We start from the raw sequence: 23,420 nt of genomic DNA on the forward strand, positions 1-23,420 counted from the left end.
AAGCAAGTAAGACCCCTTAAAGACGATAAGGTAGATAGGTCAGGAGTGTAAGCATGGTGACATGTTAAGCGGACTGATACTAATAGGTCGAGGGCTTGACCGAAAAGGCAAGCGAGCTTGAAAGAAGAAAAACTACTGTCTGGTTTTGAGTGTCCTGAAGACACTTGAAAAGAAGAATCTGGTAATGATAGCATGATGGACACACCTGTACCCATTCCGAACACAGAAGTTAAGCATCATCGCGGCGAAGATAGTACATTGTGCGAAAATAGCTCGTTGCCAGTTCCTTCTTTTTTTTTTATGTTTTTTACATGATCATTGACAGGTCATACCCTTGTGGTATGGCTTTTTTAGTATGTATTTGATCATTGATATTAAATATTCTATTTTTTATAGTGATCAAATGTAAGTATTGATATATTTTTTATTGATTATTTCATTTAAAGATAACTTGCTTTAATAACTATCCATTTAAGAATGATTATTTTTATTAAATAATCAAAGCTAAAAGTTCAAAATTAGTATCTATTCTATTAATAAGATGGTTATTTATCCAAAATTATTTCTTTGTAAATTTTTTTATAAAAAAATAAAAAAAGTATTGCATTATGGACATAATTATCATATAATACCCATGTTGATGTCACGTAGAAGTGCGAGGTTGCTGAAACACCGAAAAGCGTTGTCATGAAACGGCATGTTTCAGGTAATTCGTAACGAGTGAATCAAATCCTATATGAATTTGAAAGGAGAGAATATCATGGCAAATAATAAAATCAGAATTAGATTAAAATCATTTGATCATAAAATTCTAGATGCGTCAGCAGAAAAAATTATTTCTTCTGCAAAAAAATCAGGTGCTCAAGTAGTTGGTCCAGTACCATTACCTACTGAAAAGGAAGTATATACAATCCTTAGAGCTGTTCACAAATATAAAGATTCACGTGAACAATTTGAAATCAGAACTCACAAACGTTTAATCGACATTGTGAATCCTACGCCAGAAACAGTTGATGTTTTAACTAGATTAGAATTACCTAGCGGTGTAGATATTGAAATTAAATTATAAGAAAGGTAAAAGGTGTAACTCATGAAAGGAATCTTAGGTCGTAAGATTGGAATGACTCAAGTCTTCACTACTGATGGTGTTTTAATCCCAGTTACTGTTGTTGAAGCTACTGAAAACGTAGTATTACAAAAGAAAACAGTTGCAACTGATGGTTATGATGCTGTAAAAGTTGGTTTCGAAGATAAAAGAGAAAAATTAGCAAACAAAGCTGAAAAAGGAATTGCAAACAAAGCTAACACAGCTCCTAAGCGCTTCATTAAAGAATTTCGTTATGACGAAATGATGAGTTATGAAGTTGGAGATAAAATTACTGTTGATAGCTTCGTAGCTGGTGAAGTCGTAGATGTAACAGGAACTTCAAAAGGTAAAGGTTATCAAGGTGTTATTAAGAGACATGGACAACACATTGGTCCTAAAGGACATGGTTCAGGAGCTCATAGAATTGTTGGTTCAATGGGACCAATCGCTCCAAATAGAATCGCTCCAGGTAAAAAATTACCAGGACAAATGGGACATGTAACTCGTACAATTCAAAACTTAGAAGTTGTAGCAGTAGATCCAGAAAACAACTTATTATTAATCAAAGGTTCAGTACCAGGACCTAAAAAAGGTTTAGTTGTTGTTAAAACTGCTATCAAAAAAGCTGGTCAAGTAAATCCAGTACATGAATTAGTAGATTACACTCCAGAAGAAGTTGAAGAAACTGTAGTAGAAGAAGCTGTAGAAGCAGCTGCTGCAGAATAATTTGAAGAAGGAGGAAATGAGAATGCTTAACGTAAAAGTATTTAACCAAGAAGGTGCAGAAGTTAAAGACTTAGAATTAAATGAAGCAGTTTTCGGTATTGAACCACATAAACAAGCTATGTTTGATATGGTCTTATTACAAAGAGCATCTTTAAGACAAGGTACACATAAAGTTAAAAACCGTACTGAAGTTGCTGGTGGTGGAAGAAAACCATGGCGTCAAAAAGGTACAGGTAGAGCTAGACAAGGTTCAACACGTGCTCCACAATGGAGAGGTGGAGGAGTTGTCTTCGGTCCTACACCAAGAAGTTATAAATTCAAATTAAACCGTAAAGTTAGAAGATTAGCTTTAAAATCAGCATTATCTTCAAAAGTTCAAGATAATGAATTTACAGCAATCGATGGAATTTCATTCGAAGCTCCAAAAACTAAACAAATGGTTAAAGTATTAGAAAACTTAAATGCTCCAGTAAAAACATTAATCGTTGTTGATGAAATCACATTAAATGTTGAAAAATCAGCAAGCAATATTCCAGGAGTTAAGTTATTAGATGCTAAACATGTTAATGTTTATGATATCTTAAACAGCGATAAGTTAATTATGACTGAAGCTGCAATTAAAGCTGTTGAGGAGGTATTAGCATAATGGCACACATGACAGATGTATTAAAAAAACCAGTACTTACTGAAAAGTCATTAGCTCTTCAAACTGAAGAAAATAAATATACATTCGATGTAGATTTAGACGCTAACAAAACAGAAGTTAAAATCGCAGTTGAAAAATTATTCAATGTAAAAGTTGAAAAAGTTAACATCATGAATGTTAAACCTAAAGCTAAAAGAATGGGTAGATATGAAGGTAAAACTAACAAAAGAAGAAAAGCTATCGTTAAATTAGCTGAAGGAAATTCAATCAATTATTTTGATGAAGATTAATTGATAAAATATTGGAATAACTCGTTCCAGATAAGAAAAACAGGAGGAAACTAAAGATGGCAATTAAAACATATAAGCCAGTGACAAACGGTCGTCGTAATATGACTTCATTAACTTATGAAGAAATTACAACTAATAAACCTGAAAAATCTTTAGTTGCAAAAAAATCTAAAAACGGTGGACGTAACAACCAAGGTGTGATCACAACTCGTCATCATGGTGGTGGACACAAACAAAAATACCGTATTATCGATTTCAAAAGAAATAAAGATAATATCCCAGGTAAAGTTGCAACTATTGAATATGATCCAAATAGATCAGCAAACATCGCATTAATTAACTATGTAGATGGTGAAAAAAGATATATTTTAGCTCCAAAAGGGTTAGAAGTAGGAATGGAAATCATTTCTGGTGAAGAAGCAGATATCAAAGTTGGTAATGCATTACCAATGGGGAATATGCCTGAAGGTACTGTAATTCACAATATTGAAATGCAACCTGGAAAAGGTGGACAAATCGCAAGATCTGCTGGTGTGTCTGCTCAAATTTTAGGTAAAGAAGGAAAATATGTAACTGTAAGACTTGCATCTGGTGAAGTTAGAAAATTATTATCAGTATGTAGAGCTACAGTTGGTGTAGTAGGAAATGAAGATCATGGTTTAGTAAACTATGGTAAAGCAGGACGTATGAGATGGAAAGGTGTTAGACCTACAGTTCGTGGTTCTGTAATGAACCCTAATGATCACCCTCATGGTGGTGGGGAAGGTAGAACTTCTATCGGACGTAAAGCACCAATGACTCCTTGGGGTAAAAAAGCTATGGGTGTTAAAACTAGAAAGAACAAAAAAGCTTCGACTAAATTAATCGTACGTCGTCGCAATGGTAAATAATAAGGAGGAAAGAAAAAATGGCACGTAGTTTAAAAAAGGGACCATTTGTTGATGCTCATTTAATGAAAAAAGTAGAAGCGTTAAATGAATCAGGTAAAAAAGAAGTTATCAAAACTTGGTCAAGACGTTCAACAATCTTCCCTCAATTTATCGAACATACATTTGCAGTATATAACGGAAAAGAACATATTCCTGTTTACGTTACTGAAGACATGGTTGGTCATAAATTAGGAGAATTCGCTCCAACTAGAACTTTCCATGGTCATGATGCTGACGATAAAAAAGGAAAGAAATAGAGAGGAGAATAGAACATGGAAGCAAAAGCAGTAGCTAAAACAATTCGTGTATCACCTCAAAAAGCAAGATTAGTAGTTGATTTAGTAAGAGGTAAAACAGTTAAAGAAGCACTTGGTATCTTAGAATATACTAATAAAGCTGCTTCTCCTGCAATCTCAAAAGTTGTTAAATCTGCAGCTCAAAATGCAGTATACAACAATGATGCAGATGCAGAAAAATTATATGTTAAAGCAATCTTCGTTGATGAAGGTCCAATTTTAAAAAGATTCGCTGCAAGAGCTAAAGGTAGCGGAACAAGAATTTTAAAAAGAACATGCCACATTACTTGTGTGGTTGATGAAAGATAGGAGGTACTAGAATGGGTCAAAAAGTAAGTCCAGTAGGTTTACGTGTTGGTGTTAACCGTAATTGGGATTCAAGATGGTACGCAAATGATCAAGATTTCGCTGGTTTATTACATGAAGATATTAAAGTTCGTGATTATATTCTTAAAAAACTTAAAACAGCTTCAGTAGCAAAAGTTGAAATCGAAAGATCAAAAAATCGTGTAACAATTTTTGTTCACACATCTAGACCTGGTGTAGTTATCGGTAAAGATGGTGAAGCAGTTGATGCTTTAAGAAAAGAAGTATCTAAATTAGTAAGTAGTAAACAAGTTTTCATTAACATTGTTGAAATTAAAAATCCAGATGTTGTTGCTCAATTAGTAGCAAACAATATTGCAGAACAATTAGAAAATCGTGCATCTTTTAGAACTGTTCAAAAACGTGCTATTCAAAGAGCAATGAGAGCTGGAGCTAAAGGAATTAAAACTAATGTTTCAGGACGTTTAGGTGGAGCTGATATGGCTCGTGCTGAAGGTTACTCTGAAGGGAATGTCCCTCTTCATACTTTAAGAGCTGATATCGATTATGCGACTGCAGAAGCAGATACAACTTATGGTAAATTAGGAGTTAAAGTTTGGATTTGTAAGGGAGAAATCCTTCCTGAAAAAAAGAAAGGGGATAAATAATCATGTTGATGCCTAAAAGAACAAAATACAGAAGACCTCACCGTGTTAGCTACGAAGGTAGAACTAAGGGTGGAGACAAAGTATCATTTGGTGAATTTGGTTTAGTAGCAACTGAAGGTGCTTGGATTACTTCTCGTCAAATTGAAGCAGCACGTATTGCCATCAACCGTTATATGAACCGTGGTGGTAAAGTATGGATTAGAATTTTCCCTCATTTAGCTAAAACTAAAAAACCATTAGAAGTACGTATGGGATCAGGTAAAGGTTCTCCAGAAGAATGGGTAGCAGTAGTTAAAACTGGTAGAGTATTATTTGAAGTTGCTGGTTTAGATGAAGCTACATTAAGAGAAGCTTTAAGACTTGCATCTCATAAATTACCTATTAAATGTAAAATCATTGGAAAGGGTGAATAGTTATGACAGCGCAAGAAATTAGAGAATTAGATACTGAAGCTTTATTAGCTAAAGTTGAAGAATACAAAAAAGAGCTTTTTGGATTAAGATTCCAACAAGCTACAGGACAATTAGAAAACACTGCACGTATTAGACAAGTTCGTAAAACAATCGCTCGTATTAAAACAGTGATTAGAGAAAGAGAATTAAACCAATAGGAGGAGATACAAATGGAAAGAAATAATCGTAAAGTTTATACTGGTACAGTTGTATCTACTAAAATGGATAAAACTATTACAGTGCTAGTTGAAACACATGTAAAACATAAGTTATATGGTAAACGTATGAAATCATCTACAAAATTTCATGCACATGATGAAAATAACACTGCTCAAGTTGGAGATACAGTTAAAATCATGTCAACAAGACCATTATCTGCTACAAAACGTTTCCGTTTAGTAGAAATCGTAAAAAAAGCAGAAACAGTTTAATAAACTCTAAAAGGAGGTAACCGGAATGATTCAAAACGAAAGTAGACTTAAAGTTGCTGATAATACTGGTGCTAAAGAAGTATTAGTAATTCGTAACTTAGGTGGGTCAAATAGAAAAACAAGTAGTATTGGAGATGTTGTTGTAGCAACAGTTAAACAAGCAGCTCCAAATGGTACTGTTAAAAAAGGTGAAGTAGTAAAAGCTGTTATCGTTAGAACTAAATATGCTGTAGGACGTGAAAACGGATCTTACATCAAATTTGATGATAACGCTTGTGTTATTATCAAAGATGACAAGTCTCCAAGAGGGACTCGTATCTTTGGACCAGTTGCAAGAGAGTTAAGAGATGCTGATTTCATGAAAATCGTATCATTAGCTCCAGAAGTATTATAAGGAGGCGTGGCACATGAAAATCCGTGTTGGTGATACTGTTGTAGTTATCGCAGGTAAAGATAAAGGTAAGACAGGTGAAGTGTTACAAGTTCTTGCTAAAGAAGAAAGAGTAATCGTTGAAGGAGTAAACATGGTAACAAAACATGTTAAACCTTCACAAGCTGATCCTGAAGGTGGAATCGTTAACAAAGAAGCTCCAATTCATGTTTCTAATGTTGCATTCTATGATTCAAAATCAAAATCTGCAGTTAAATTAGGATATAAAGTATCTGTAGATGAAAATGGAAAGAAAACTAAAGTACGTGTTAACAAAAAAACAGGTGCAGAAGTTGATTCTAAGAAAAAGAAATAATTGAAAGGAGATAGCAAATGAATCGTTTACAAGAACGTTATGAAAACGAAGTAGTTAAATCGTTAATGGAAAAATTCAATTATTCTTCTAAAATGCAAGCACCAAAAATCGAAAAAATCGTATTAAATATTGGTGTTGGTGATGCAGTATCTAATTCAAAATTATTAGATGATGCAGTTAATGAATTAACATTAATTACTGGTCAAAAACCAGTTGTCACTAGAGCTAAAAAATCAATTGCTGGTTTCAAATTAAGAGAAGGTCAAGCAATCGGTTGTAAAGTCACTTTACGTGGTGAAAGAATGTATGAATTTTTAGATAAATTAGTAAATGTATCTTTACCTCGTGTAAGAGACTTTAGAGGTGTATCAAATAATTCATTCGATGGAAGAGGAAATTATACTTTAGGTGTTAAAGAACAATTAATCTTCCCTGAAATTGATTTTGATAAAGTAAACAAATTAAGAGGAATGGATATCGTATTCGTAACAACAGCTAAAACTGATGAAGAAGGTCATGAGTTATTAGCTCAATTAGGAATGCCTTTCCATAAATAAGGAGGACTTAATAAATGGCTAAAACATCAATGAAAGTGAAACAACAACGTCCTCAAAAATATAAAGTACGTGAATACACACGTTGTGAACGTTGTGGTAGACCACATTCAGTAATTAGAAAGTTCAAACTTTGCAGAATTTGCTTCCGCGAATTAGCTTATAAAGGTGAAATTCCTGGTGTAAAAAAAGCAAGTTGGTAATGATAAAATAATCCGTATTGGAAGGAGGACACGCAAATGGTAATGACAGATCCAATTGCAGATATGTTAACAAGAATCCGTAACGCAAATAATACGTTAAAAGAAGAAGTAAGTATTCCTACTTCAACATTAAAAGTTGGAATCGCTGAAATCTTAAAAAATGAAGGGTTCATTAAAGGGTATAAAGTTGAAGGCGAAGGTGCTGAATCAAACATTATTATCACTTTAAAATATAGAGGAAAAGATAAAGTAATCACTGATTTAAAAAGAATTTCTAAACCAGGGTTACGTGTATATGCAAAAGTAAACGAAATTCCTAGAGTATTAAATGGTTTAGGTATTGTTATTCTATCAACTTCACAAGGTTTAATGACTGATAAAGAAGCTAGAGCTAAACAAGTTGGTGGAGAAGTATTAGCATATATCTGGTAATAAAAAAATTATACAGGAGGTATAACTGATGTCTCGTATCGGTAATAAAATTATCACTGTACCTGAAGGAGTAACTGTTGAAATCGCTGATGATAACACAGTAACAGTTACTGGATCAAAAGGGACTTTAGTGAAACAATTTTCTCCAGTAATTTCATTCAAACAAGAAGGTAATGAAATTACTGTAGTAAGAAGTAGTGAAGAAAAACATGTAAAACAATTACATGGTACAACAAGAGCTTTACTTGCTAACATGATCGAAGGTGTTCATAATGGATATTCTAAAACATTAGAAATCGTTGGTATTGGATACCGTGGTCAAATGAAAGGAAATACATTAGTATTAAATATCGGTTTCTCACATCAAGTTGAAATCGAAGCTGAAGAAGGAGTTAAAGTTGAAACTCCAAACCCAAATACTATCGTAGTTTCTGGAATTGATAAAGAACGTGTTGGTCAAATGGCTGCATTAATTAGATCTAAGAAAAAACCTGAACCTTATAAAGGAAAAGGTATCAAATATAGTGATGAAAGAATCATCAGAAAAGAAGGAAAAACTGCTGGTAAGAAGTAGTCTAAGAGTAAGAAAGGAGCTATCTTTATGGCTAAATTACAATCTCGTAATGATGTACGTTTAAAACGTCATGCTAGAGTTCGTAGAAAAATTAGTGGAACTCCAGAATGTCCACGTTTAAATGTTTTCCGTTCAAATGCTCATATTCACGCTCAAATTATTGATGATGTCAATGGTGTTACATTAGTTAGCGCATCAAGCGTTGAAATGAAATTAGAAAACGGTGGAAACATTGCTGCTGCAACTGCAGTAGGTAAAGAAATTGCAGAAAGAGCAATTGCAAAAGAAATTAAAAATGTAGTATTTGATCGTGGTGGATATATTTATCATGGTCGTGTAAAAGCATTAGCAGAAGCTGCTAGAGAAGCTGGATTAGAATTCTAGAAGGAGGTCAATATGGAACAACGTAAACCAAGAACTAACAATGGTGAAAGAAAACCAAGAAGAAATGGTCAAAGAAGAGCACCAAGAAGAGAAGAAAAAGAATTTGAAGAACGTGTTGTTACTATTAACCGTGTAACAAAAGTAGTAAAAGGTGGACGTAGAATGCGTTTTGCTGCTTTAGTTGTTATTGGAGATAGAAAAGGTAGAGTTGGATTTGGTACTGGTAAAGCTAACGAAGTACCTGATGCAATCAGAAAAGCATGTGAAAATGCTAAACGTAATGTTATCAAAGTACCTTCTGTACATGGTACTATTCCTCATGAAGTAAACGGTGTTTACGGATCAGGAAATGTATTTATTAAACCAGCATCTCAAGGTACTGGAATCATCGCTGGTGGACCAGTTCGTGCTGTTGTCGAATTAGCTGGTTACCGTGATATCTTATCTAAATGTATTGGTTCTAGAACACCAATCAACATGGTAAGAGCAACAATGCAAGGATTAGCTTCATTAAAAACAGTTAATGAAGTTGCTGAATTAAGAGAAAAAACTGTTGATGAAATTTTTGGATAGGAGGCAAACAAAATGGCAAAAGTAAGTATTACACTTAAAAAGAGTCCAATTGGTTGCTTACCAAATCAAAGAAAGACTCTTAAAGCTTTAGGTTTAACTAAAATTAATAAAACTGTTGAATTAGAAAATAACCCTACTACTCAAGGTATGATTAGAGTAGTTGGACACCTAGTAACAGTTGAAGAAAAATAATAGGAGGTGTAACAATGAAACTTCACGAATTACAATATACTGAAGGTGCTCGTAAAGCAAGAAAACGTGTTGGACGTGGTACGAGTTCAGGAAATGGTAAAACAGCAGGTAGAGGTCAAAAAGGTCAAGGAGCTAGATCTGGTGGAGGTAAAAAACCAGGATTCGAAGGTGGACAAACTCCATTATTCATGCGTTTACCTAAAAGAGGATTTACAAACTATACTCGTAAAGAATATGCTATCGTAAATCTTGAAACTTTAAATAAATTTGAAGATGGTGCAACAGTTAATGCTGCTGCGTTAAAAGAAGCAGGAATCATCAAAAAAGAATTAGATGGTGTTAAAGTATTAGGAAATGGTGCTATTGAAAAGAAATTAACTGTTCAAGCTGCTAAATTCTCTAAATCAGCTGTTGCCGCAATTGAAGCTGCAGGTGGAAAAACTGAGGTGATTTAAGATGTTAACTTTTTTGAAGAATGTATTCAAAAAGGGTGAACTTCGTCGAAAAGTCATTTTCACACTTGGAATTTTATTCGTGTACCGTTTAGGTGCAGGAATTACAATTCCAGGTGTTAATGTAGGTTCATTAAGTAGTAGTGATGCTACAAATGGAATTTTCGGAATCATGAATTTACTTGGTGGAGGTACCTTGGAAAGATTTTCTCTTTTCGCTTTAGGTGTTTCACCATACATTACATCATCTATTATAATTGAATTATTATCGATGGATGTTATTCCAGCGTTAACACGCTGGCGTAAAGAAGGTAACACAGGTAAGAAGAAAAAAGACCGTGTTACTCGTGTATTAACTTTATTATTAGCTGCGTTACAAGGTGGAGTTTTAACTTATGCCTTTGATACAAGTTATAATATATTAGTTGATACTTCAATCTGGTCATATATTTATGTAGTGCTCATTATGATGGCTGGAAGTATGTTAGCTATTTGGTTAGGTGATCAAATTACTCAAAAAGGAATTGGTAATGGTGTTTCATTACTAATCTTTACAGGAATTGTTTCAAACTTACCAAATGCATTCTTAACAACTTATAATAACCTCGTCACTTATGATAGTGGAATGTGGTTAGATATTGCTTGGTATGTATTATTTGTTGTGGTTTATCTTTCAATTGTAGTCTTTGTAGTATTTACTGAAGGCGCAATAAGAAAAATCCCAGTCAATTATGCATCTAGTACAAGTGTAACAATGAGAGCTAGGGAACAAACACATATGCCTATTAAAATTAATAGTTCAGGTGTTTTACCAGTAATCTTTGCTTCTTCAGTACTAGCAGCACCAAGAACAATAGTAAGTTTCATGAAAGCATCTAGTACAACTAAGATGATAAATACTATATTTAATTATCAAGAACCTGTTGGTTTCTGTTTATATATTTTAATGATTATAGGATTTACTTTCTTTTATTCAAACTTACAAATTGATGCTGAAAAAATTAGTGATGATTTGAAGAAAAATGGTGGATCAATACCTGGTGTAAGAACTGGTATTGAAACTAAGAACTACATTAAAAGAGTTCTTAATCAAGTAACTGTTGCTGGTTCACTTACTTTATGTATTATTGCTGCAATTCCAATTATTACTCCAATTATTTGGACACAAACTGAAAATGCAAGCCTATCACTTGGTGGTACTGGTTTGATTATCGTTACAGGAGTTGCACTTGAAACAGTAAAACAAATCAAAACATATATTACTAGAAAAGAATATCATGGTTATATTCGTAAATAATAATGATTTCTTTTATGGATTCATAAATATCTAAAGAAATAAATTAATTTTGAAGAAGCAGTTATCAAAGTTAAGAAGTTATGTTTAACGTCTTTATGATATCGATGAAAGCCTGGAGGTTTATTAATGATAATTACTAAAGATGATAGAGAAATTGAATTAATGACTGAAGCAGGTAGAATTGTTGCTTTAGTTCATGAAAAATTGAAAGAAGTTATTGTACCGGGAATAACTACTAACGAAATTGATCAAATTTGTGATAAAATAATTAGGGAACATGGTGCAACACCTTCCTTTCTACATCTTTATGGTTTTCCAAATAGTGTATGTACTTCAATTAATGAAGTTGTAGTACATGGAATACCTAGTAATAGAAAGCTAAAAGATGGAGATATTATTTCAGTTGATGTTGGAGCATGTTACAAAGGATATCATGGTGACAGTGCTTGGACTTATGCAGTAGGAAATGTAAGCAATGAAACAAAAAGACTTATGAATGTTTGTGAAAGTGCTTTATTCGCTGGATTAGAACAAGTAAAACCAGGAGTTAGACTTTCTGATATTTCACATGCAATTGAAGAATATCTTACTAAAAACGGGTGTACTACTCCTCGTGATTATACTGGTCATGGGATTGGAACAAACGTTCACGAAGATCCCGCTGTTCCTAATTACGGAGCTCCTGGGAGAGGTCCTAGATTAAAAAAAGGTATGTGTTTGGCTATTGAACCAATGGCACATTTAGGAGCAAAAGAAACAGTTACTCTTGATGATGGGTGGACTGTTATTACAAAGGATCATTCGTTAGCTGCTCATTATGAACATACAATCGTCATTACTGATGACGGTTATAGAATTCTTACAAAACTTTAATAAAAGGAGTTGAAGAACGATGGCAAAAAAAGATGACGTTATTGAAGTAGAAGCTACTGTTTTAGAAACGTTACCAAATGCAATGTTTAAAGTAGCTTTAGAAAATGGAGTGGAAATTCTTGCTCACGTTTCTGGTAAAATCCGTATGCACTACATTCGCATTTTACCGGGGGATAGAGTTACCGTTGAAATATCTCCATATGATTTAACACGTGGGCGAATTACATTTAGACATAAATAAAAAATCTTCCAAAAGGAGGTAGACAGGATGAAGGTAAGACCATCTGTAAAACCAATGTGTGATAAATGCAGAGTAATTAAAAGAAAAGGGCGCGTAATGATTATTTGCGAAAACCCAAAACATAAACAAAGACAAGGTTAGTATTTAGGAGGAAACAAAATGGCTCGTATTGCAGGTGTAGATATCCCACGTGATAAACGTGTTGTTATCTCATTAACTTATGTATATGGTATCGGTAAATCTACAGCTAAAGAAATCTTAAAAGCTACTGGTATCAGTGAAGATGTAAGAGTTAAAGATTTAACTGAAGAAGAAGTTACAAAAATCAGAAAAGAAGTTGAAAAAATTAAAGTTGAAGGTGACTTACGTAGAGAAGTTCAATTAAACATCAAACGTTTAATGGAAATCGGAAGTTACAGAGGTATGCGTCACCGTAAAGGACTTCCTGTTCGTGGTCAAAAAACTAAAACTAATGCTAGAACTCGTAAGGGTAAAGCTAGACCAATCGCAGGAAAGAAAAAATAATAGGAGGTTGAAAGGAAATGGCTAGAGTAAAACAAACACGTGGTAAAAAACGTGTAAGAAAAAATATTGCAAAAGGTGTTGCACACGTTCATTCTACTTTCAATAATACTATTGTAACAATTACTGATGAACATGGTAACGTATTAACTTGGTCAAGTGCTGGAGCATTAGGTTTCAAAGGATCAAGAAAATCAACACCATTTGCTGCACAAATGGCATCAGAAGCTGCAGCTAAAGCTTCTATGGAACATGGAGTAAAAACTGTAGATGTAAATGTAAAAGGTCCAGGACCAGGACGTGAAGCAGCAGTTAGAGCTTTACAAGCTGCTGGATTAGAAGTTACTTCAATTAATGATGTAACACCAATTCCACATAACGGTTGTCGTCCACCAAAACGTCCTCGTGGATAGTATTATTGTAGTAAATTAGAATACAAAACATTCCTATAGAGGAGGGAACATATGCATAAATTCGAAAAAGCAAACTTTAATATAGATCATTATGACGAAACTGAAAATTATGGTAAGTTCGTCATTGAACCATTAGAAAGAGGATTCGGTATTACTTTAGGCAATGCCTTAAGAAGAGTTTTACTTTCTTCTTTACCTGGTTCTGCTGTTTATGCAATCAAAGTTCAAGGAGCAATCCATGAATTTTCCGCAATTGATGGTGTCGTTGAAGATGTCACAGCAATGATTTTAAATATTAAGAAATTAGTTTTTGATGTAGACAGTGAAGACACTGCTACAATGATTATTGATGTAAAAGGTCCTGCTACTGTAACTGGTGCTGATATTCAATGTCCAGCTGAAGTCAAAATGATTTCAAATGACATGGTAATTGCACATGTTGCAGAAGGTGGTCACTTATATATGGAATTATTTGCTAAAAAAGATCGTGGATATGTATCTGCTGATCAAAATAAAGTAAATATTAACACTCTTGGTGTTATTCCAACAGATTCAATCTTTTCACCAATTGAAAAAGTTGCTTACTCTGTAGAACCAACTCGTGTTGGAGAAAGTGCTAAGTATGATCAATTAGTATTAGAAGTTGAAACTAATGGTTCACTAAAACCATTTGAAGCTATTTCATTAGCAGCAAAAATTTTAGTTGAACATTTAAATATGTTTGTTGAATTAACTGATATAGCTATGAATATGGAAGTTATGTCTGAAACTCAAAGTGATACTACAAATAAAGTATTAGATATGACTATCGAAGAATTAGATTTATCTGTTCGTTCATATAACTGTTTAAAGAGAGCTGGTATTCAAACAGTTCAAGATCTTGCTTCTAAATCAGAAGATGACATGATTAAAGTAAGAAACTTAGGTAAAAAATCATTAAAAGAAGTTAAAGAAAAATTAATTGAATTAGGTTTAGGATTTAAACCTATCGATTAATTCAGAATACTCGAAAAGGAGCGTTAATCTCATGGCTAAAAATAGAAAATTAGGACGCACTTCAGATATTAGAAAATCTATGTTACGTAGTTTAGCTACTGAAGTTATTGTATACGGAAAAGTTGAAACAACTGTAACAAGAGCTAAAGAAGTTCGTAGTGTTGTTGATGAATTAATTACTTTAGGTAAACGTGGAGACTTACATGCAAGAAGACAAGCTGCTGCAGATATGCACAAAGTTGTTGATGAAGCAACTGGAAAAACAGCTGTTCAAATCTTATTTGATGACGTTGCACCTAAATTCAAAGATGTTAATGGTGGATATACTACTATCTTAAAAACATATAACCGTAAAGGTGATAATGCACCAATGGCAATCTTATCATTAACTAAATAATGATGTTGGACTGAAGAAATTCAGTCCTTTTTTATTTGACTTGTTTCTTTATAAATTATAGAATGAACTAAACACATTCATGAGGAGAAGACAATGGAAGAAATAATTAAGGTAGAAAATTTATGTTTTGAATACGAACCTGGATTACAAACAATAAGCAATATTTCTTTTCAAATCCATAAAGGTGAATATGTAGCTATTTTAGGACATAATGGTAGTGGTAAAAGTACAATTGCTAAATTACTTATAGGATTATTAGAAAAAAAATCTGGTGAAATTTATATCGATGATTATCAATTAAATTTAGAAAATTTATATAAAATAAGAGAAAAAGTTGGAATTATTTTTCAAAATCCAGATAATCAATTTATTGGTGCTACTGTTAGAGATGATATAGCTTTTGGACTGGAAAATATTTGTGTACCAAGAGAACAAATGGATGAACTTATTAATAGGTATTCTAAAGTAGTTAGAATGGAGAATTTTTTGGATCATGAACCAACTAAATTGTCAGGTGGTCAAAAACAAAGAGTTGCGATTGCAGGTATTTTAGCGATGAGTCCATCTATCATTATTTTAGATGAAGCAACAAGTATGTTGGACCCACGAGGTAGAAAAGAAATAAATGAATTAGTAAGAGAGTTAAAGAAACAAAATAATATGACAATCATTTCAATAACGCATGATATTGAAGAAGCAAAAAATGCTGACCGAGTTATTCTTTTAAATAAAGGAGAGATTGTAGATTGCGACAAACCTCAAAAAATATTAACAAATGAAAAATTATTAAAAGAATTAAAATTAGATATTCCTTTTTCATTAAAAATTGCTAGAAAATTACAAAAAAAAGGTTATCAAATTAAAGATACATTAGATGTAGAAGAATTGGAGAAACAACTATGTCAATTACGTGCCAAAGTTTAGATCATATATATGGATATAATACGCCTTTTGAATATTACGCACTTAAAAATGTGAATTTAAAAATAGAAAAGGGTTCATTTACAGCTATCATTGGACAAACAGGTAGTGGAAAATCGACACTTATCCAACATATAAATGCTTTATTATTACCAACAAGTGGAGAAATAAAAATAGATGATTATATTATTTCACAAAATAATAAGCCTCAAAATTTAAAAAGTCTTAGAAAAAAATCAGGTCTTGTTTTTCAATTTCCAGAATATCAATTGTTTGAAGAAACAATCGAAAGAGATATTATGTTTGGTCCAATGAATTTTGGAATTGACGAAAAACGTGCTAAAGAAATAGCTAAAAAATCTCTTGAAATGGTAGGTTTAGATCAAACTTATTTAGAAAAGTCCCCATTTGATTTATCAGGTGGTCAAAAACGTAGGGTAGCGATTGCTGGAATACTTGCTATGGATCCAGATATTCTTGTTTTAGATGAACCAACAGCTGGATTAGATCCATCAGGGATTAAAGAAATGATGGATTTATTTAAAAAAATTCATGAAATGGGTAAAACAGTAGTTTTAGTAACTCATGATATGAACCATGTTTTAGAATATTGCGACAATGTTGTTGTAATGAATGACGGACAAGTTGAAAAAGCTGGGAAAGTAAAAGATATTTTTCTAGATAGTGATTATTTATTAAATTTAGGAATAGATTTACCTTTAATCACAAATCTTATTATTCAGTTAAATCTAAAAGGCTATCATATAGATACATCTATCAATGATATTGATGCTTTAGTTGAAGTGATTGGTGGTGAACTTCATGGATAATATGACTTTTGGTAAATATATACCGGGGAATTCAATAATTCATCGATTAGATCCACGATTAAAAATATGTGCTGTTTTCATATTTTTAATTTCTGTTTTTTTTGATGCGGGATTTATAGGATACGGTATCTTAGCAATTTATGTTTTATTATGTTCGTTAGTTTCTAAAATTAAACTTTCTCATATTTTAAAAGCAATAAAACCGATGGTCTTTATGATGTTGTTTTTGATGATTTTTAATATATTTTTAATGAAAACAGGTGATGTTATAATAAAAATAGGAAGTATTAGTATCTACTCAGGTGCTTTATTACAAACTGCTTATATTTTTATAAGGCTTGTATTGATTATTACTTTAACAACATTAATGACTTCTACAACGAAGCCTTTAGAATTAACACTAGCTATTGAAAGTTTATTAAATCCATTAAAAAGATTTCATTTTCCAGTGCATGAACTTGCTATGATGATTTCAATTGCATTAAGATTTATACCTGATTTATTAGATGAAGCGAAAAGAATTATGAAAGCACAGGCTAGTAGAGGTGCGGATTTTAATGAGGGATCTTTCATGGAAAAAATAAAATCAATTATTTCATTAATTATTCCTTTATTTATTTCTGCCTTTCAAAGGGCAGAAGAACTTGCTAACGCTATGGAAAGTAGAAATTATAATCCAGAAGCAACACGTACAAAATACAAAGTTTTAACATGGACACATTTAGATACGTTATCAATGTTAATAACATTAGGTGTATGTTGTGGTGTGATTATAATGAGTTTTATGTAATGAATAGAATAAAATGTATTGTAAGTTATGATGGTAGTAAATTTCACGGATTTCAAGTTCAAAATCAATTTAGAACAGTTCAAGGTGAAATTCAAAAAGCTATAAAAAATATTTGTAAAGATGAAAGTATTGTTATTCATGCAAGTGGTCGAACAGACGCTAAAGTTCATGGTAGAAGACAAGTCTTTCACTTTGATACTTTAAGGGAAATGCCTGAAAAACAATGGAAAAGGGCTATTAATCACTTTTTACCTAATGATATTTATATTATTGATAGTTTCTTAGTTGATGAAAATTTTCATAGTCGTTATTCTGCTACTAAGAAAGAATATCATTATATGTTAAGTATGAATGATTATTCTCCATTCGAAACAAATTATATTTATCAATATGGAAAAGAATTAGATATAGAAGCAATGAGGAATGCTGCAAAAATTTTTATTGGTGAACACGACTTTGCATCCTTTTGTGCTGTTGATCAATATGGCAATACAATTAGAACACTTTATCAAATTGAAATTGAAAATAATCAAGGTATTGTTACTTTTAAGCTTGTAGGTAATGGATTTAGAAGATATATGGTAAGACATTTAGTTGGTGGCTTGATTCAAGTAGGGTCACACAGAATTACTAAAGAATTTTTAGAAGAGTTAATAGAAAGTAAAGGACAAAAAAAGTGTTTATTTAAAGCTAAACCACAAGGACTATATTTGCATGAAGTTTTTTATAAATAAAACAATATTTGCTATATTTCCCAGGAAATAGATTATAGTTCTTATAATCCGATATAATTAGAAACTTTTATAAAGATGATAACTAAAGGAAACTCATTGATTGATTTCCTTTTTTTGTTTTCATCAATAATCAAAAATGGTAAAATAAGAATATAAAGGAGAAAAAATGATGGCAAGAAAATGTATTGAAAAATATTTAGAAACCCATAAAAGCACATATATAGGAAGATACAGGTGTCATAGTGCAGTACAAACAAAAAAATTTGAACATAAATTTCATTATTATATTTTAGATATTCAATTTAAAGCAATCGATGTATTTGTTACTATAGATTATTCTGGAGATGAGATCGTACCAACATTTTCTGTTAATCTTCATGAACAAGAACAAGAATACATTATAAAAGATGCTTTAAATAAGATTCTTTATTTTAATCAATTTAAAACAATTTTACATTGTCATGTTTTTGAGCATTTTATTGAAACACATACAGTTGATACAATATTAGAACCTTTAGATTATCGAAATATTCTAGATTACTTAGAATATCATTCTGGTACAAACCAAGAAACTGTTGATGAATTTTATACATTTTTTAATCCATATTTAGATAGGTTATTATATAATAAAAATTATAAAAAATTTATGGATTCAATAGCTCTTTTATTAGATAAAATTTTATATGAATATGAATGGGATGGAGTAAATGCAAAATATTTAGATACTGAATATCAATTTCATTTAGAATATTTTAAAGAGACCATAAAGAAAATGACAAATCATATAGATGGCTTTTTTAAATCAACTAAAGATGAATTATTAGAAATCTTTGAGCGCTTATGTCAAATGCCAAGATTTACACTTTCAATTATAAAAGAATTTGGAAGCTTTATTTTATTGAATAAAGAAGTTGCTGAAAGATTATTTAATCATTTTGAAAGATTAAATCCAGATCAGTTAGAAAATAATATTGTTATTTCATATCTCAAATCACTTTATCAAAATAATCATGAACAATATATCGATGCATGTGAAGATATTCTACGTTTTGTAATGAATGATGTGTTGACTTTTGCTAATCATGATTTACAAAAAGAAATAGGAAATAGAATTTTAGAAATAGAAGGATATGATTTACTTATCGATTTATTTTCAAAAGATTATAATACATTCTTATTTGTATGTTTTCCAATTTCAACATTTCCACCAGAATACAAAGAAATTATGCGTTTGGAATTAGAAAAAGCAATTCGTTTCTATGCAGCAAGGATGAATCATGATGAATATCGTCTTACTTCATTTGAACAGGTAGCTAATATTAATAGATTATTAATGGAAGAATATAAGGAGGAATATTCAAATGGTAAAGAATAATAAAACAGCAATTAAAGGATTATTAGTTTTAGGAGGTGTTTCTACTGCAGCAGCATCTGTTTACACATTATCCAAAAAATATGCAAAAAAATTATTATACAGACATCATAAACAAGAAGATAGACCAAGTATTTTAGAAACAAAATTCAATAGTCAAAATATTTATATAAAAAATGATCAAGAAATTCAATTAAGAGGAATTTTGATTCCTAAAGAAAACCCTCAAATGACAGTTTTAATTTCACATCCATTTGGTTTACAGGCAAAAGATATGCAATTATATGTTCCATATTTTGAAGACCATTTGCCAGAAGCACAAATCTTATTAATAGATGCTTGTGCACATGGACAAAGTGATGGTTATATTAGAGGATTTGGAATCAAGGATGTCAATGATTTAGTATGTTGGAATAAGTACCTATTAGAAACTTATGGGAAAGATCATAAAATATTAATGTATGGTAAAGAACAAGGAGCAAATACAATTTTAAATGCTTCAGGTAGACATGTTTTAAAAAATGTTGAAGCTATTATTTCAGATGGGGCTTATACGTCACCATATGATATTATTGGATATCGTTTAGAAGCAGATTATAAGATTTCAAAATATCCAGCAATTTCAATTATTGCACGTCATATAAAAAAAGCTGTGCATATTGATTTAAAAGAAAATACAACAAAATATGTTAGACACAATGATATACCTACATTGTATTTTCATGCAAAAGATGACGATTTTGTACCATTAAAGATGGTTTATCCGCTATATAATAAAAATAGAGGAGAAAAAGTATTGTTTGTCTTAAAAGATGAAAAATACTTATATGAACTTGTTGAAAACGATGACTTTAAACAAACATTAAGTCAGTTTATCAAAAAATATATGAAATAAGGAGAAAAAGAATGTATTTTAAAGAAACAAAAGGATTTCCTAAAGATTTTCTTTGGGGAAGTGCATCTGCTGCTTATCAAGTAGAAGGTGGTTGGGATGCAGATGGTAAAGGTGTTTCCAACTGGGACAAATTTGTAAGAATTCCAGGAAAGACTTTTAAAGCAACAACAGGTGATAAGGCCGTTGATCATTATCATCGTTACAAAGAAGATGTCAAGTTGATGGCAGAAATGGGATTGAAAACATATCGTTTTTCAATTGCTTGGACACGTATTTATCCAAATGGAAATGGTGAAGTCAATGAAAAAGGTTTAGAATTTTATGATAATCTTATCAATGAATTATTAAAATATGGAATTGAACCTATGGTTACAGTTTATCACTGGGATATGCCACAAGCTTTAGAAGACCAATATCATGGTTGGGAAAGCAGAAAAATTGTTGATGATTATGTAAATTATGCCACAACATTATTTAAAAGATATGGAGATCGTGTAAAATATTGGATTACAATGAATGAACAAAATATCTTTACAGGACATGGATGGTTAGAAGGAATGCATCCACCAGGAAAAGTAGATGATATGAAAACATTCTATCAAGTCAATCATCATGCCAATATTGCACATGCTAAAAGTGTTATAACTTTAAAAGAACTTCATCCAGAAGCAAAAGTAGGGGCTTCATTTGCTTATAGTCCAAGTTATGCTTATGATCGTAAACCTGAAAATGCAATGGCTAAAGCGGACTATGATGATTTACAAAATTATTATTGGATGGATGCTTATGCTTATGGACGTTATCCACGTGCTGCTATTCAATATTTAAAATCATTAGGGTGTGCTCCTGTCTTCGAAGAAGGTGATGAAGCATTAATGAAAAAAGCAGCTTCACTTATTGATTTCATGGGTGTGAACTATTATCAAACATGTGTTGTTGAATATAATGATATTAATGGTGTTGGTAGTGATCATACAATGAATAACACTGGTAAAAAAGGTACCGCTAAAGTTCAAGGTGTACCGGGTCTTTATAAAAAACCACAAAATGAGTTTTTACCAACAACAGATTGGGATTGGACAATTGATCCAATGGGAATTAGAATGTGTTGTCGTGAAATTACTTCGCGTTATGATTTACCAATCGTTATTTCCGAAAATGGTTTAGGTGCATTTGATAAATTAGAAGATGGACAAATTCATGATCCATATCGTATTGATTATTTAAAACGTCATATCGAAGAACTTAAAAAGGCATGTGATGATGGTTGTCGTGTTCTTGCTTATTGTACATGGTCTTATACTGATTTATTAAGCTGGCTAAACGGATATCAAAAACGTTATGGTTTTGTTTATATTGATCGTGAAGAAGATGAAAATTCAGGTACTTTAAATAGATACAAAAAAGATTCATATTATTGGTATAAAAAAGTAATTGAAACAAATGGAGAAGAATTATAGGAAACAATGTTTCCTATTTTCTTTAGGGGGTTAAGATGTATAACTTTGCAAGTGATTATTTAGAAGGAGCTCATCCACAAGTGATGGAAGCTTTAAATAAGACAAATTTTATTCAAACAGTAGGATATGGGGAAGATCAATATTGTCAAAAAGCTAAAGATAAAATAAAAGCAATATTAGAAAATGAAAATGTAGATATTCATTTTTTAGCAGGTGGTACACAGACAAATATGATTATGATTTCTTCAGCATTAAAAGATTATCAAGCTGTTATTGCTGTTGATAGTGGACATATCAATGTTCATGAAACAGGAGCTGTTGAATTTACCGGGCATAAGATTTTAACAAAGCCACATCAAGATGGAAAGATGATTCCTGAAATGATTGATGAAATCATGCGTGAACATCCTGATGAACATATGGTGCAACCTAAAATGGTATATATTTCACAAACAACAGAATATGGTACGTACTATACTTTAGAAGAATTAAAAGCCATTTATGAATGCTGTCAAAAAAATAATCTATATTTATTTATAGATGGAGCAAGACTTGGAAGTGCACTTGTCTTGAAAGATGCACCAACTTTACAAGAGATGGCGCTTTATAGTGATGTTTTCTATATTGGTGGTACAAAAATGGGAGCCTTATTTGGTGAATGTTTAGTTATTATTAATGATGAATTAAAAACCGATTTTAGATATCATATTAAACAAAAAGGTGCCATGCTTGCTAAAGGAAGATTATTAGGAGTTCAATTTAATGCTTTATTTGAAAATGACTTATATCTAGAAATAGGAAAACATGAAAATGAATGTGCTGATATATTAAGAAAAGGATTCAAAGATAAAGGCTATAAGATGTATATTGAAAGTCCTTCTAATCAAATATTTCCAATCGTTGATCAACAAACGTTGGAAAAAATAAATAAAAACTATATAACAACGTATATGTTTAAAATAGATGACCAACATACATGTATACGTCTAGTTACATCATGGGCAACGTCCAAAGAAATATGTGAACAATTTATAGAAGAATTATAATTGATACATACTATTTTATTGTAAATAAATAGATAACGTAGTAGAATATGACTAGGATTTATTATCCTAAATTTCGAGAAATGGAGATAATAAAAATGAATAAAACTGAATTAGTAGAAGCTATTGCTTCAAGCACTGAATTAACAAAAACTGATGTAGATAAAGTAGTAACTGCTTTAGTTGAAGTTGTTACTGATGCTTTAGCTAAAGGAGATAAAGTTTCTTTAAAAGGTTTTGGTAATTTTGAAGTTCGTACTCGTAGTGAAAGAACAGGTAGAAACCCAAGAACTGGTGAAACAATGACAATTGCTGCAAGCAAAGCACCTGCATTTAAAGCAAGTTCTGCATTAAAAAAAGCTGTTAATAAATAATAATAGAAAACCGATGAGTTTGTGGCGCTCTAAATAATCGAGTGCTTTAGCGAAATTCGCTCTAAATTATTAAGGGGGATATTGATGTGAAATCAGTATCCCCTCTAAAATATTCAGTGCTTTTTTAAGAGGAAAATTAGGATGATGTCTGGTCCTGGTGTTCCTCCTTTTATTTGTTTTCTATTTTTATTTTATTTTTTGTAGGTTCCTCTAGGATTTCCTATACGTTTTATTCTGTCTGTATGTTCATTCATTGTGTAAGTTTCATATTTATTTTGAGAATATAGGATTCTGTTTCTTGCACGTTGAAAATTGGACATA

The 23,420-nt window shown here is 31.6% G+C and carries 38 protein-coding genes and 2 rRNA genes; all 40 read left to right on the plus strand.

Annotation, left to right across the window (positions count from 1 at the left end; all coding sequences use genetic code 11):
* Positions 1–103, plus strand: a 23S ribosomal RNA gene (locus C7U54_RS13560); the annotation flags it as partial.
* Positions 104–177: 74 nt separating this feature from the next.
* Positions 178–285 (plus strand): 5S ribosomal RNA (rrf, locus tag C7U54_RS13565).
* Positions 286–760: 475 nt separating this feature from the next.
* Positions 761–1,069 carry a 30S ribosomal protein S10 gene (rpsJ, locus tag C7U54_RS13570; protein ID WP_022001346.1) on the plus strand — a complete coding sequence of 103 codons (309 nt, stop codon included), beginning with the start codon at positions 761–763 and terminating at the stop codon, positions 1,067–1,069.
* 21 nt (positions 1,070–1,090) lie between these two features.
* The gene (gene rplC / locus C7U54_RS13575) at positions 1,091–1,813 is read left to right on the plus strand and encodes a 50S ribosomal protein L3 (protein ID WP_022001347.1); all 723 of its coding nucleotides are present in this window, start codon (positions 1,091–1,093) and stop codon (positions 1,811–1,813) included.
* 22 nt (positions 1,814–1,835) lie between these two features.
* Positions 1,836–2,459, plus strand: coding sequence for a 50S ribosomal protein L4 (gene rplD / locus C7U54_RS13580; protein ID WP_022001348.1), 624 nt, complete (start codon positions 1,836–1,838; stop codon positions 2,457–2,459).
* Entirely contained in the window at positions 2,459–2,749 is a 291-nt protein-coding gene (rplW, locus tag C7U54_RS13585) for a 50S ribosomal protein L23 (protein WP_022001349.1), read from the plus strand. Before rplD ends, rplW begins: the two co-directional genes overlap by 1 nt.
* A 56-nt stretch (positions 2,750–2,805) precedes the next feature.
* Complete coding sequence (rplB, locus tag C7U54_RS13590) at positions 2,806–3,639, plus strand: 50S ribosomal protein L2 (RefSeq protein WP_022001350.1); 834 nt, start codon at positions 2,806–2,808, stop codon at positions 3,637–3,639.
* 17 nt (positions 3,640–3,656) lie between these two features.
* Positions 3,657–3,935 carry a 30S ribosomal protein S19 gene (gene rpsS, locus C7U54_RS13595; protein ID WP_022001351.1) on the plus strand — a complete coding sequence of 93 codons (279 nt, stop codon included), beginning with the start codon at positions 3,657–3,659 and terminating at the stop codon, positions 3,933–3,935.
* Between the two features lie 15 nt (positions 3,936–3,950).
* Positions 3,951–4,283, plus strand: coding sequence for a 50S ribosomal protein L22 (gene rplV / locus C7U54_RS13600; protein ID WP_022001352.1), 333 nt, complete (start codon positions 3,951–3,953; stop codon positions 4,281–4,283).
* Positions 4,284–4,294: 11 nt separating this feature from the next.
* Entirely contained in the window at positions 4,295–4,948 is a 654-nt protein-coding gene (rpsC, locus tag C7U54_RS13605; protein ID WP_022001353.1) for a 30S ribosomal protein S3, read from the plus strand.
* Between the two features lie 2 nt (positions 4,949–4,950).
* A complete protein-coding gene (rplP, locus tag C7U54_RS13610) occupies positions 4,951–5,361 on the plus strand; it encodes a 50S ribosomal protein L16 (protein WP_022001354.1) in 411 nt (136 codons plus the stop codon).
* 2 nt (positions 5,362–5,363) lie between these two features.
* Positions 5,364–5,558, plus strand: a complete 195-nt coding sequence (rpmC, locus tag C7U54_RS13615) for a 50S ribosomal protein L29 (protein WP_022001355.1) — start codon at positions 5,364–5,366, stop codon at positions 5,556–5,558.
* 12 nt (positions 5,559–5,570) lie between these two features.
* Positions 5,571–5,831 carry a 30S ribosomal protein S17 gene (gene rpsQ, locus C7U54_RS13620; RefSeq protein ID WP_022001356.1) on the plus strand — a complete coding sequence of 87 codons (261 nt, stop codon included), beginning with the start codon at positions 5,571–5,573 and terminating at the stop codon, positions 5,829–5,831.
* Between the two features lie 25 nt (positions 5,832–5,856).
* The gene (rplN, locus tag C7U54_RS13625; RefSeq protein WP_022001357.1) at positions 5,857–6,225 is read left to right on the plus strand and encodes a 50S ribosomal protein L14; all 369 of its coding nucleotides are present in this window, start codon (positions 5,857–5,859) and stop codon (positions 6,223–6,225) included.
* Positions 6,226–6,238: 13 nt separating this feature from the next.
* Positions 6,239–6,577 carry a 50S ribosomal protein L24 gene (rplX, locus tag C7U54_RS13630; protein WP_032089445.1) on the plus strand — a complete coding sequence of 113 codons (339 nt, stop codon included), beginning with the start codon at positions 6,239–6,241 and terminating at the stop codon, positions 6,575–6,577.
* A gap of 17 nt (positions 6,578–6,594) precedes the next feature.
* On the plus strand, positions 6,595–7,134 hold the full coding sequence (gene rplE, locus C7U54_RS13635; RefSeq protein WP_022001359.1) for a 50S ribosomal protein L5: 540 nt from the start codon (positions 6,595–6,597) through the stop codon (positions 7,132–7,134).
* A 14-nt stretch (positions 7,135–7,148) separates the two neighbouring features.
* Positions 7,149–7,334 carry a type Z 30S ribosomal protein S14 gene (locus C7U54_RS13640; RefSeq protein WP_003536834.1) on the plus strand — a complete coding sequence of 62 codons (186 nt, stop codon included), beginning with the start codon at positions 7,149–7,151 and terminating at the stop codon, positions 7,332–7,334.
* A gap of 36 nt (positions 7,335–7,370) precedes the next feature.
* A complete protein-coding gene (gene rpsH, locus C7U54_RS13645; RefSeq protein ID WP_022001360.1) occupies positions 7,371–7,766 on the plus strand; it encodes a 30S ribosomal protein S8 in 396 nt (131 codons plus the stop codon).
* A 28-nt stretch (positions 7,767–7,794) separates the two neighbouring features.
* Positions 7,795–8,340, plus strand: coding sequence for a 50S ribosomal protein L6 (gene rplF, locus C7U54_RS13650; RefSeq protein ID WP_022001361.1), 546 nt, complete (start codon positions 7,795–7,797; stop codon positions 8,338–8,340).
* Between the two features lie 27 nt (positions 8,341–8,367).
* Positions 8,368–8,724, plus strand: coding sequence for a 50S ribosomal protein L18 (gene rplR, locus C7U54_RS13655; RefSeq protein WP_022001362.1), 357 nt, complete (start codon positions 8,368–8,370; stop codon positions 8,722–8,724).
* 12 nt (positions 8,725–8,736) lie between these two features.
* Positions 8,737–9,297: a 30S ribosomal protein S5 gene (rpsE, locus tag C7U54_RS13660; RefSeq protein WP_022001363.1), complete on the plus strand. Its 561-nt coding sequence runs from the start codon at positions 8,737–8,739 to the stop codon at positions 9,295–9,297.
* A gap of 12 nt (positions 9,298–9,309) precedes the next feature.
* Positions 9,310–9,489: a 50S ribosomal protein L30 gene (rpmD, locus tag C7U54_RS13665; RefSeq protein ID WP_022001364.1), complete on the plus strand. Its 180-nt coding sequence runs from the start codon at positions 9,310–9,312 to the stop codon at positions 9,487–9,489.
* Between the two features lie 14 nt (positions 9,490–9,503).
* The gene (rplO, locus tag C7U54_RS13670) at positions 9,504–9,944 is read left to right on the plus strand and encodes a 50S ribosomal protein L15 (RefSeq protein ID WP_022001365.1); all 441 of its coding nucleotides are present in this window, start codon (positions 9,504–9,506) and stop codon (positions 9,942–9,944) included.
* A gap of 1 nt (position 9,945) precedes the next feature.
* Entirely contained in the window at positions 9,946–11,238 is a 1,293-nt protein-coding gene (gene secY, locus C7U54_RS13675; protein ID WP_022001366.1) for a preprotein translocase subunit SecY, read from the plus strand.
* A 126-nt stretch (positions 11,239–11,364) separates the two neighbouring features.
* Positions 11,365–12,111 (plus strand): type I methionyl aminopeptidase, encoded by a 747-nt coding sequence (gene map, locus C7U54_RS13680; RefSeq protein WP_107030635.1) that lies wholly within the window; start codon positions 11,365–11,367, stop codon positions 12,109–12,111.
* A gap of 19 nt (positions 12,112–12,130) precedes the next feature.
* Positions 12,131–12,352 (plus strand): translation initiation factor IF-1, encoded by a 222-nt coding sequence (infA, locus tag C7U54_RS13685; RefSeq protein ID WP_022001368.1) that lies wholly within the window; start codon positions 12,131–12,133, stop codon positions 12,350–12,352.
* Between the two features lie 27 nt (positions 12,353–12,379).
* Positions 12,380–12,493 carry a 50S ribosomal protein L36 gene (gene rpmJ / locus C7U54_RS13690; protein WP_022001369.1) on the plus strand — a complete coding sequence of 38 codons (114 nt, stop codon included), beginning with the start codon at positions 12,380–12,382 and terminating at the stop codon, positions 12,491–12,493.
* 18 nt (positions 12,494–12,511) lie between these two features.
* On the plus strand, positions 12,512–12,877 hold the full coding sequence (gene rpsM, locus C7U54_RS13695; RefSeq protein WP_022001370.1) for a 30S ribosomal protein S13: 366 nt from the start codon (positions 12,512–12,514) through the stop codon (positions 12,875–12,877).
* 17 nt (positions 12,878–12,894) lie between these two features.
* Complete coding sequence (gene rpsK / locus C7U54_RS13700; RefSeq protein ID WP_022001371.1) at positions 12,895–13,287, plus strand: 30S ribosomal protein S11; 393 nt, start codon at positions 12,895–12,897, stop codon at positions 13,285–13,287.
* 51 nt (positions 13,288–13,338) lie between these two features.
* Positions 13,339–14,283 (plus strand): DNA-directed RNA polymerase subunit alpha, encoded by a 945-nt coding sequence (locus C7U54_RS13705; RefSeq protein WP_022001372.1) that lies wholly within the window; start codon positions 13,339–13,341, stop codon positions 14,281–14,283.
* A 31-nt stretch (positions 14,284–14,314) separates the two neighbouring features.
* Positions 14,315–14,680 carry a 50S ribosomal protein L17 gene (gene rplQ / locus C7U54_RS13710; protein WP_022001373.1) on the plus strand — a complete coding sequence of 122 codons (366 nt, stop codon included), beginning with the start codon at positions 14,315–14,317 and terminating at the stop codon, positions 14,678–14,680.
* A 93-nt stretch (positions 14,681–14,773) separates the two neighbouring features.
* Positions 14,774–15,604, plus strand: a complete 831-nt coding sequence (locus C7U54_RS13715; RefSeq protein ID WP_107030636.1) for an energy-coupling factor transporter ATPase — start codon at positions 14,774–14,776, stop codon at positions 15,602–15,604.
* Entirely contained in the window at positions 15,580–16,431 is an 852-nt protein-coding gene (locus tag C7U54_RS13720; RefSeq protein WP_107030637.1) for an energy-coupling factor transporter ATPase, read from the plus strand. The genes C7U54_RS13715 and C7U54_RS13720 overlap by 25 nt, the downstream gene beginning before the upstream one ends.
* Positions 16,424–17,221, plus strand: a complete 798-nt coding sequence (locus C7U54_RS13725; protein ID WP_022001376.1) for an energy-coupling factor transporter transmembrane component T family protein — start codon at positions 16,424–16,426, stop codon at positions 17,219–17,221. Before C7U54_RS13720 ends, C7U54_RS13725 begins: the two co-directional genes overlap by 8 nt.
* Positions 17,221–17,955 carry a tRNA pseudouridine(38-40) synthase TruA gene (gene truA, locus C7U54_RS13730; RefSeq protein WP_107030638.1) on the plus strand — a complete coding sequence of 245 codons (735 nt, stop codon included), beginning with the start codon at positions 17,221–17,223 and terminating at the stop codon, positions 17,953–17,955. The genes C7U54_RS13725 and truA overlap by 1 nt, the downstream gene beginning before the upstream one ends.
* A 166-nt stretch (positions 17,956–18,121) precedes the next feature.
* Positions 18,122–19,330, plus strand: coding sequence for a hypothetical protein (locus C7U54_RS13735; RefSeq protein WP_022001378.1), 1,209 nt, complete (start codon positions 18,122–18,124; stop codon positions 19,328–19,330).
* Complete coding sequence (locus C7U54_RS13740; protein WP_022001379.1) at positions 19,317–20,222, plus strand: alpha/beta hydrolase; 906 nt, start codon at positions 19,317–19,319, stop codon at positions 20,220–20,222. Before C7U54_RS13735 ends, C7U54_RS13740 begins: the two co-directional genes overlap by 14 nt.
* Positions 20,223–20,233: 11 nt before the next feature.
* Entirely contained in the window at positions 20,234–21,682 is a 1,449-nt protein-coding gene (locus C7U54_RS13745; protein ID WP_107030640.1) for a glycoside hydrolase family 1 protein, read from the plus strand.
* A gap of 35 nt (positions 21,683–21,717) precedes the next feature.
* A complete protein-coding gene (locus C7U54_RS13750; RefSeq protein ID WP_107030641.1) occupies positions 21,718–22,728 on the plus strand; it encodes a threonine aldolase family protein in 1,011 nt (336 codons plus the stop codon).
* 95 nt (positions 22,729–22,823) lie between these two features.
* Entirely contained in the window at positions 22,824–23,099 is a 276-nt protein-coding gene (locus tag C7U54_RS13755) for an HU family DNA-binding protein (protein ID WP_022001382.1), read from the plus strand.
* Positions 23,100–23,420: the final 321 nt, after the last annotated feature.

Origin of the sequence: Faecalibacillus intestinalis, from assembly GCF_003024685.1 — a bacterium.
Taxonomy (GTDB): Bacteria; Bacillota_I; Bacilli_A; order Erysipelotrichales; family Coprobacillaceae; genus Faecalibacillus; species Faecalibacillus intestinalis.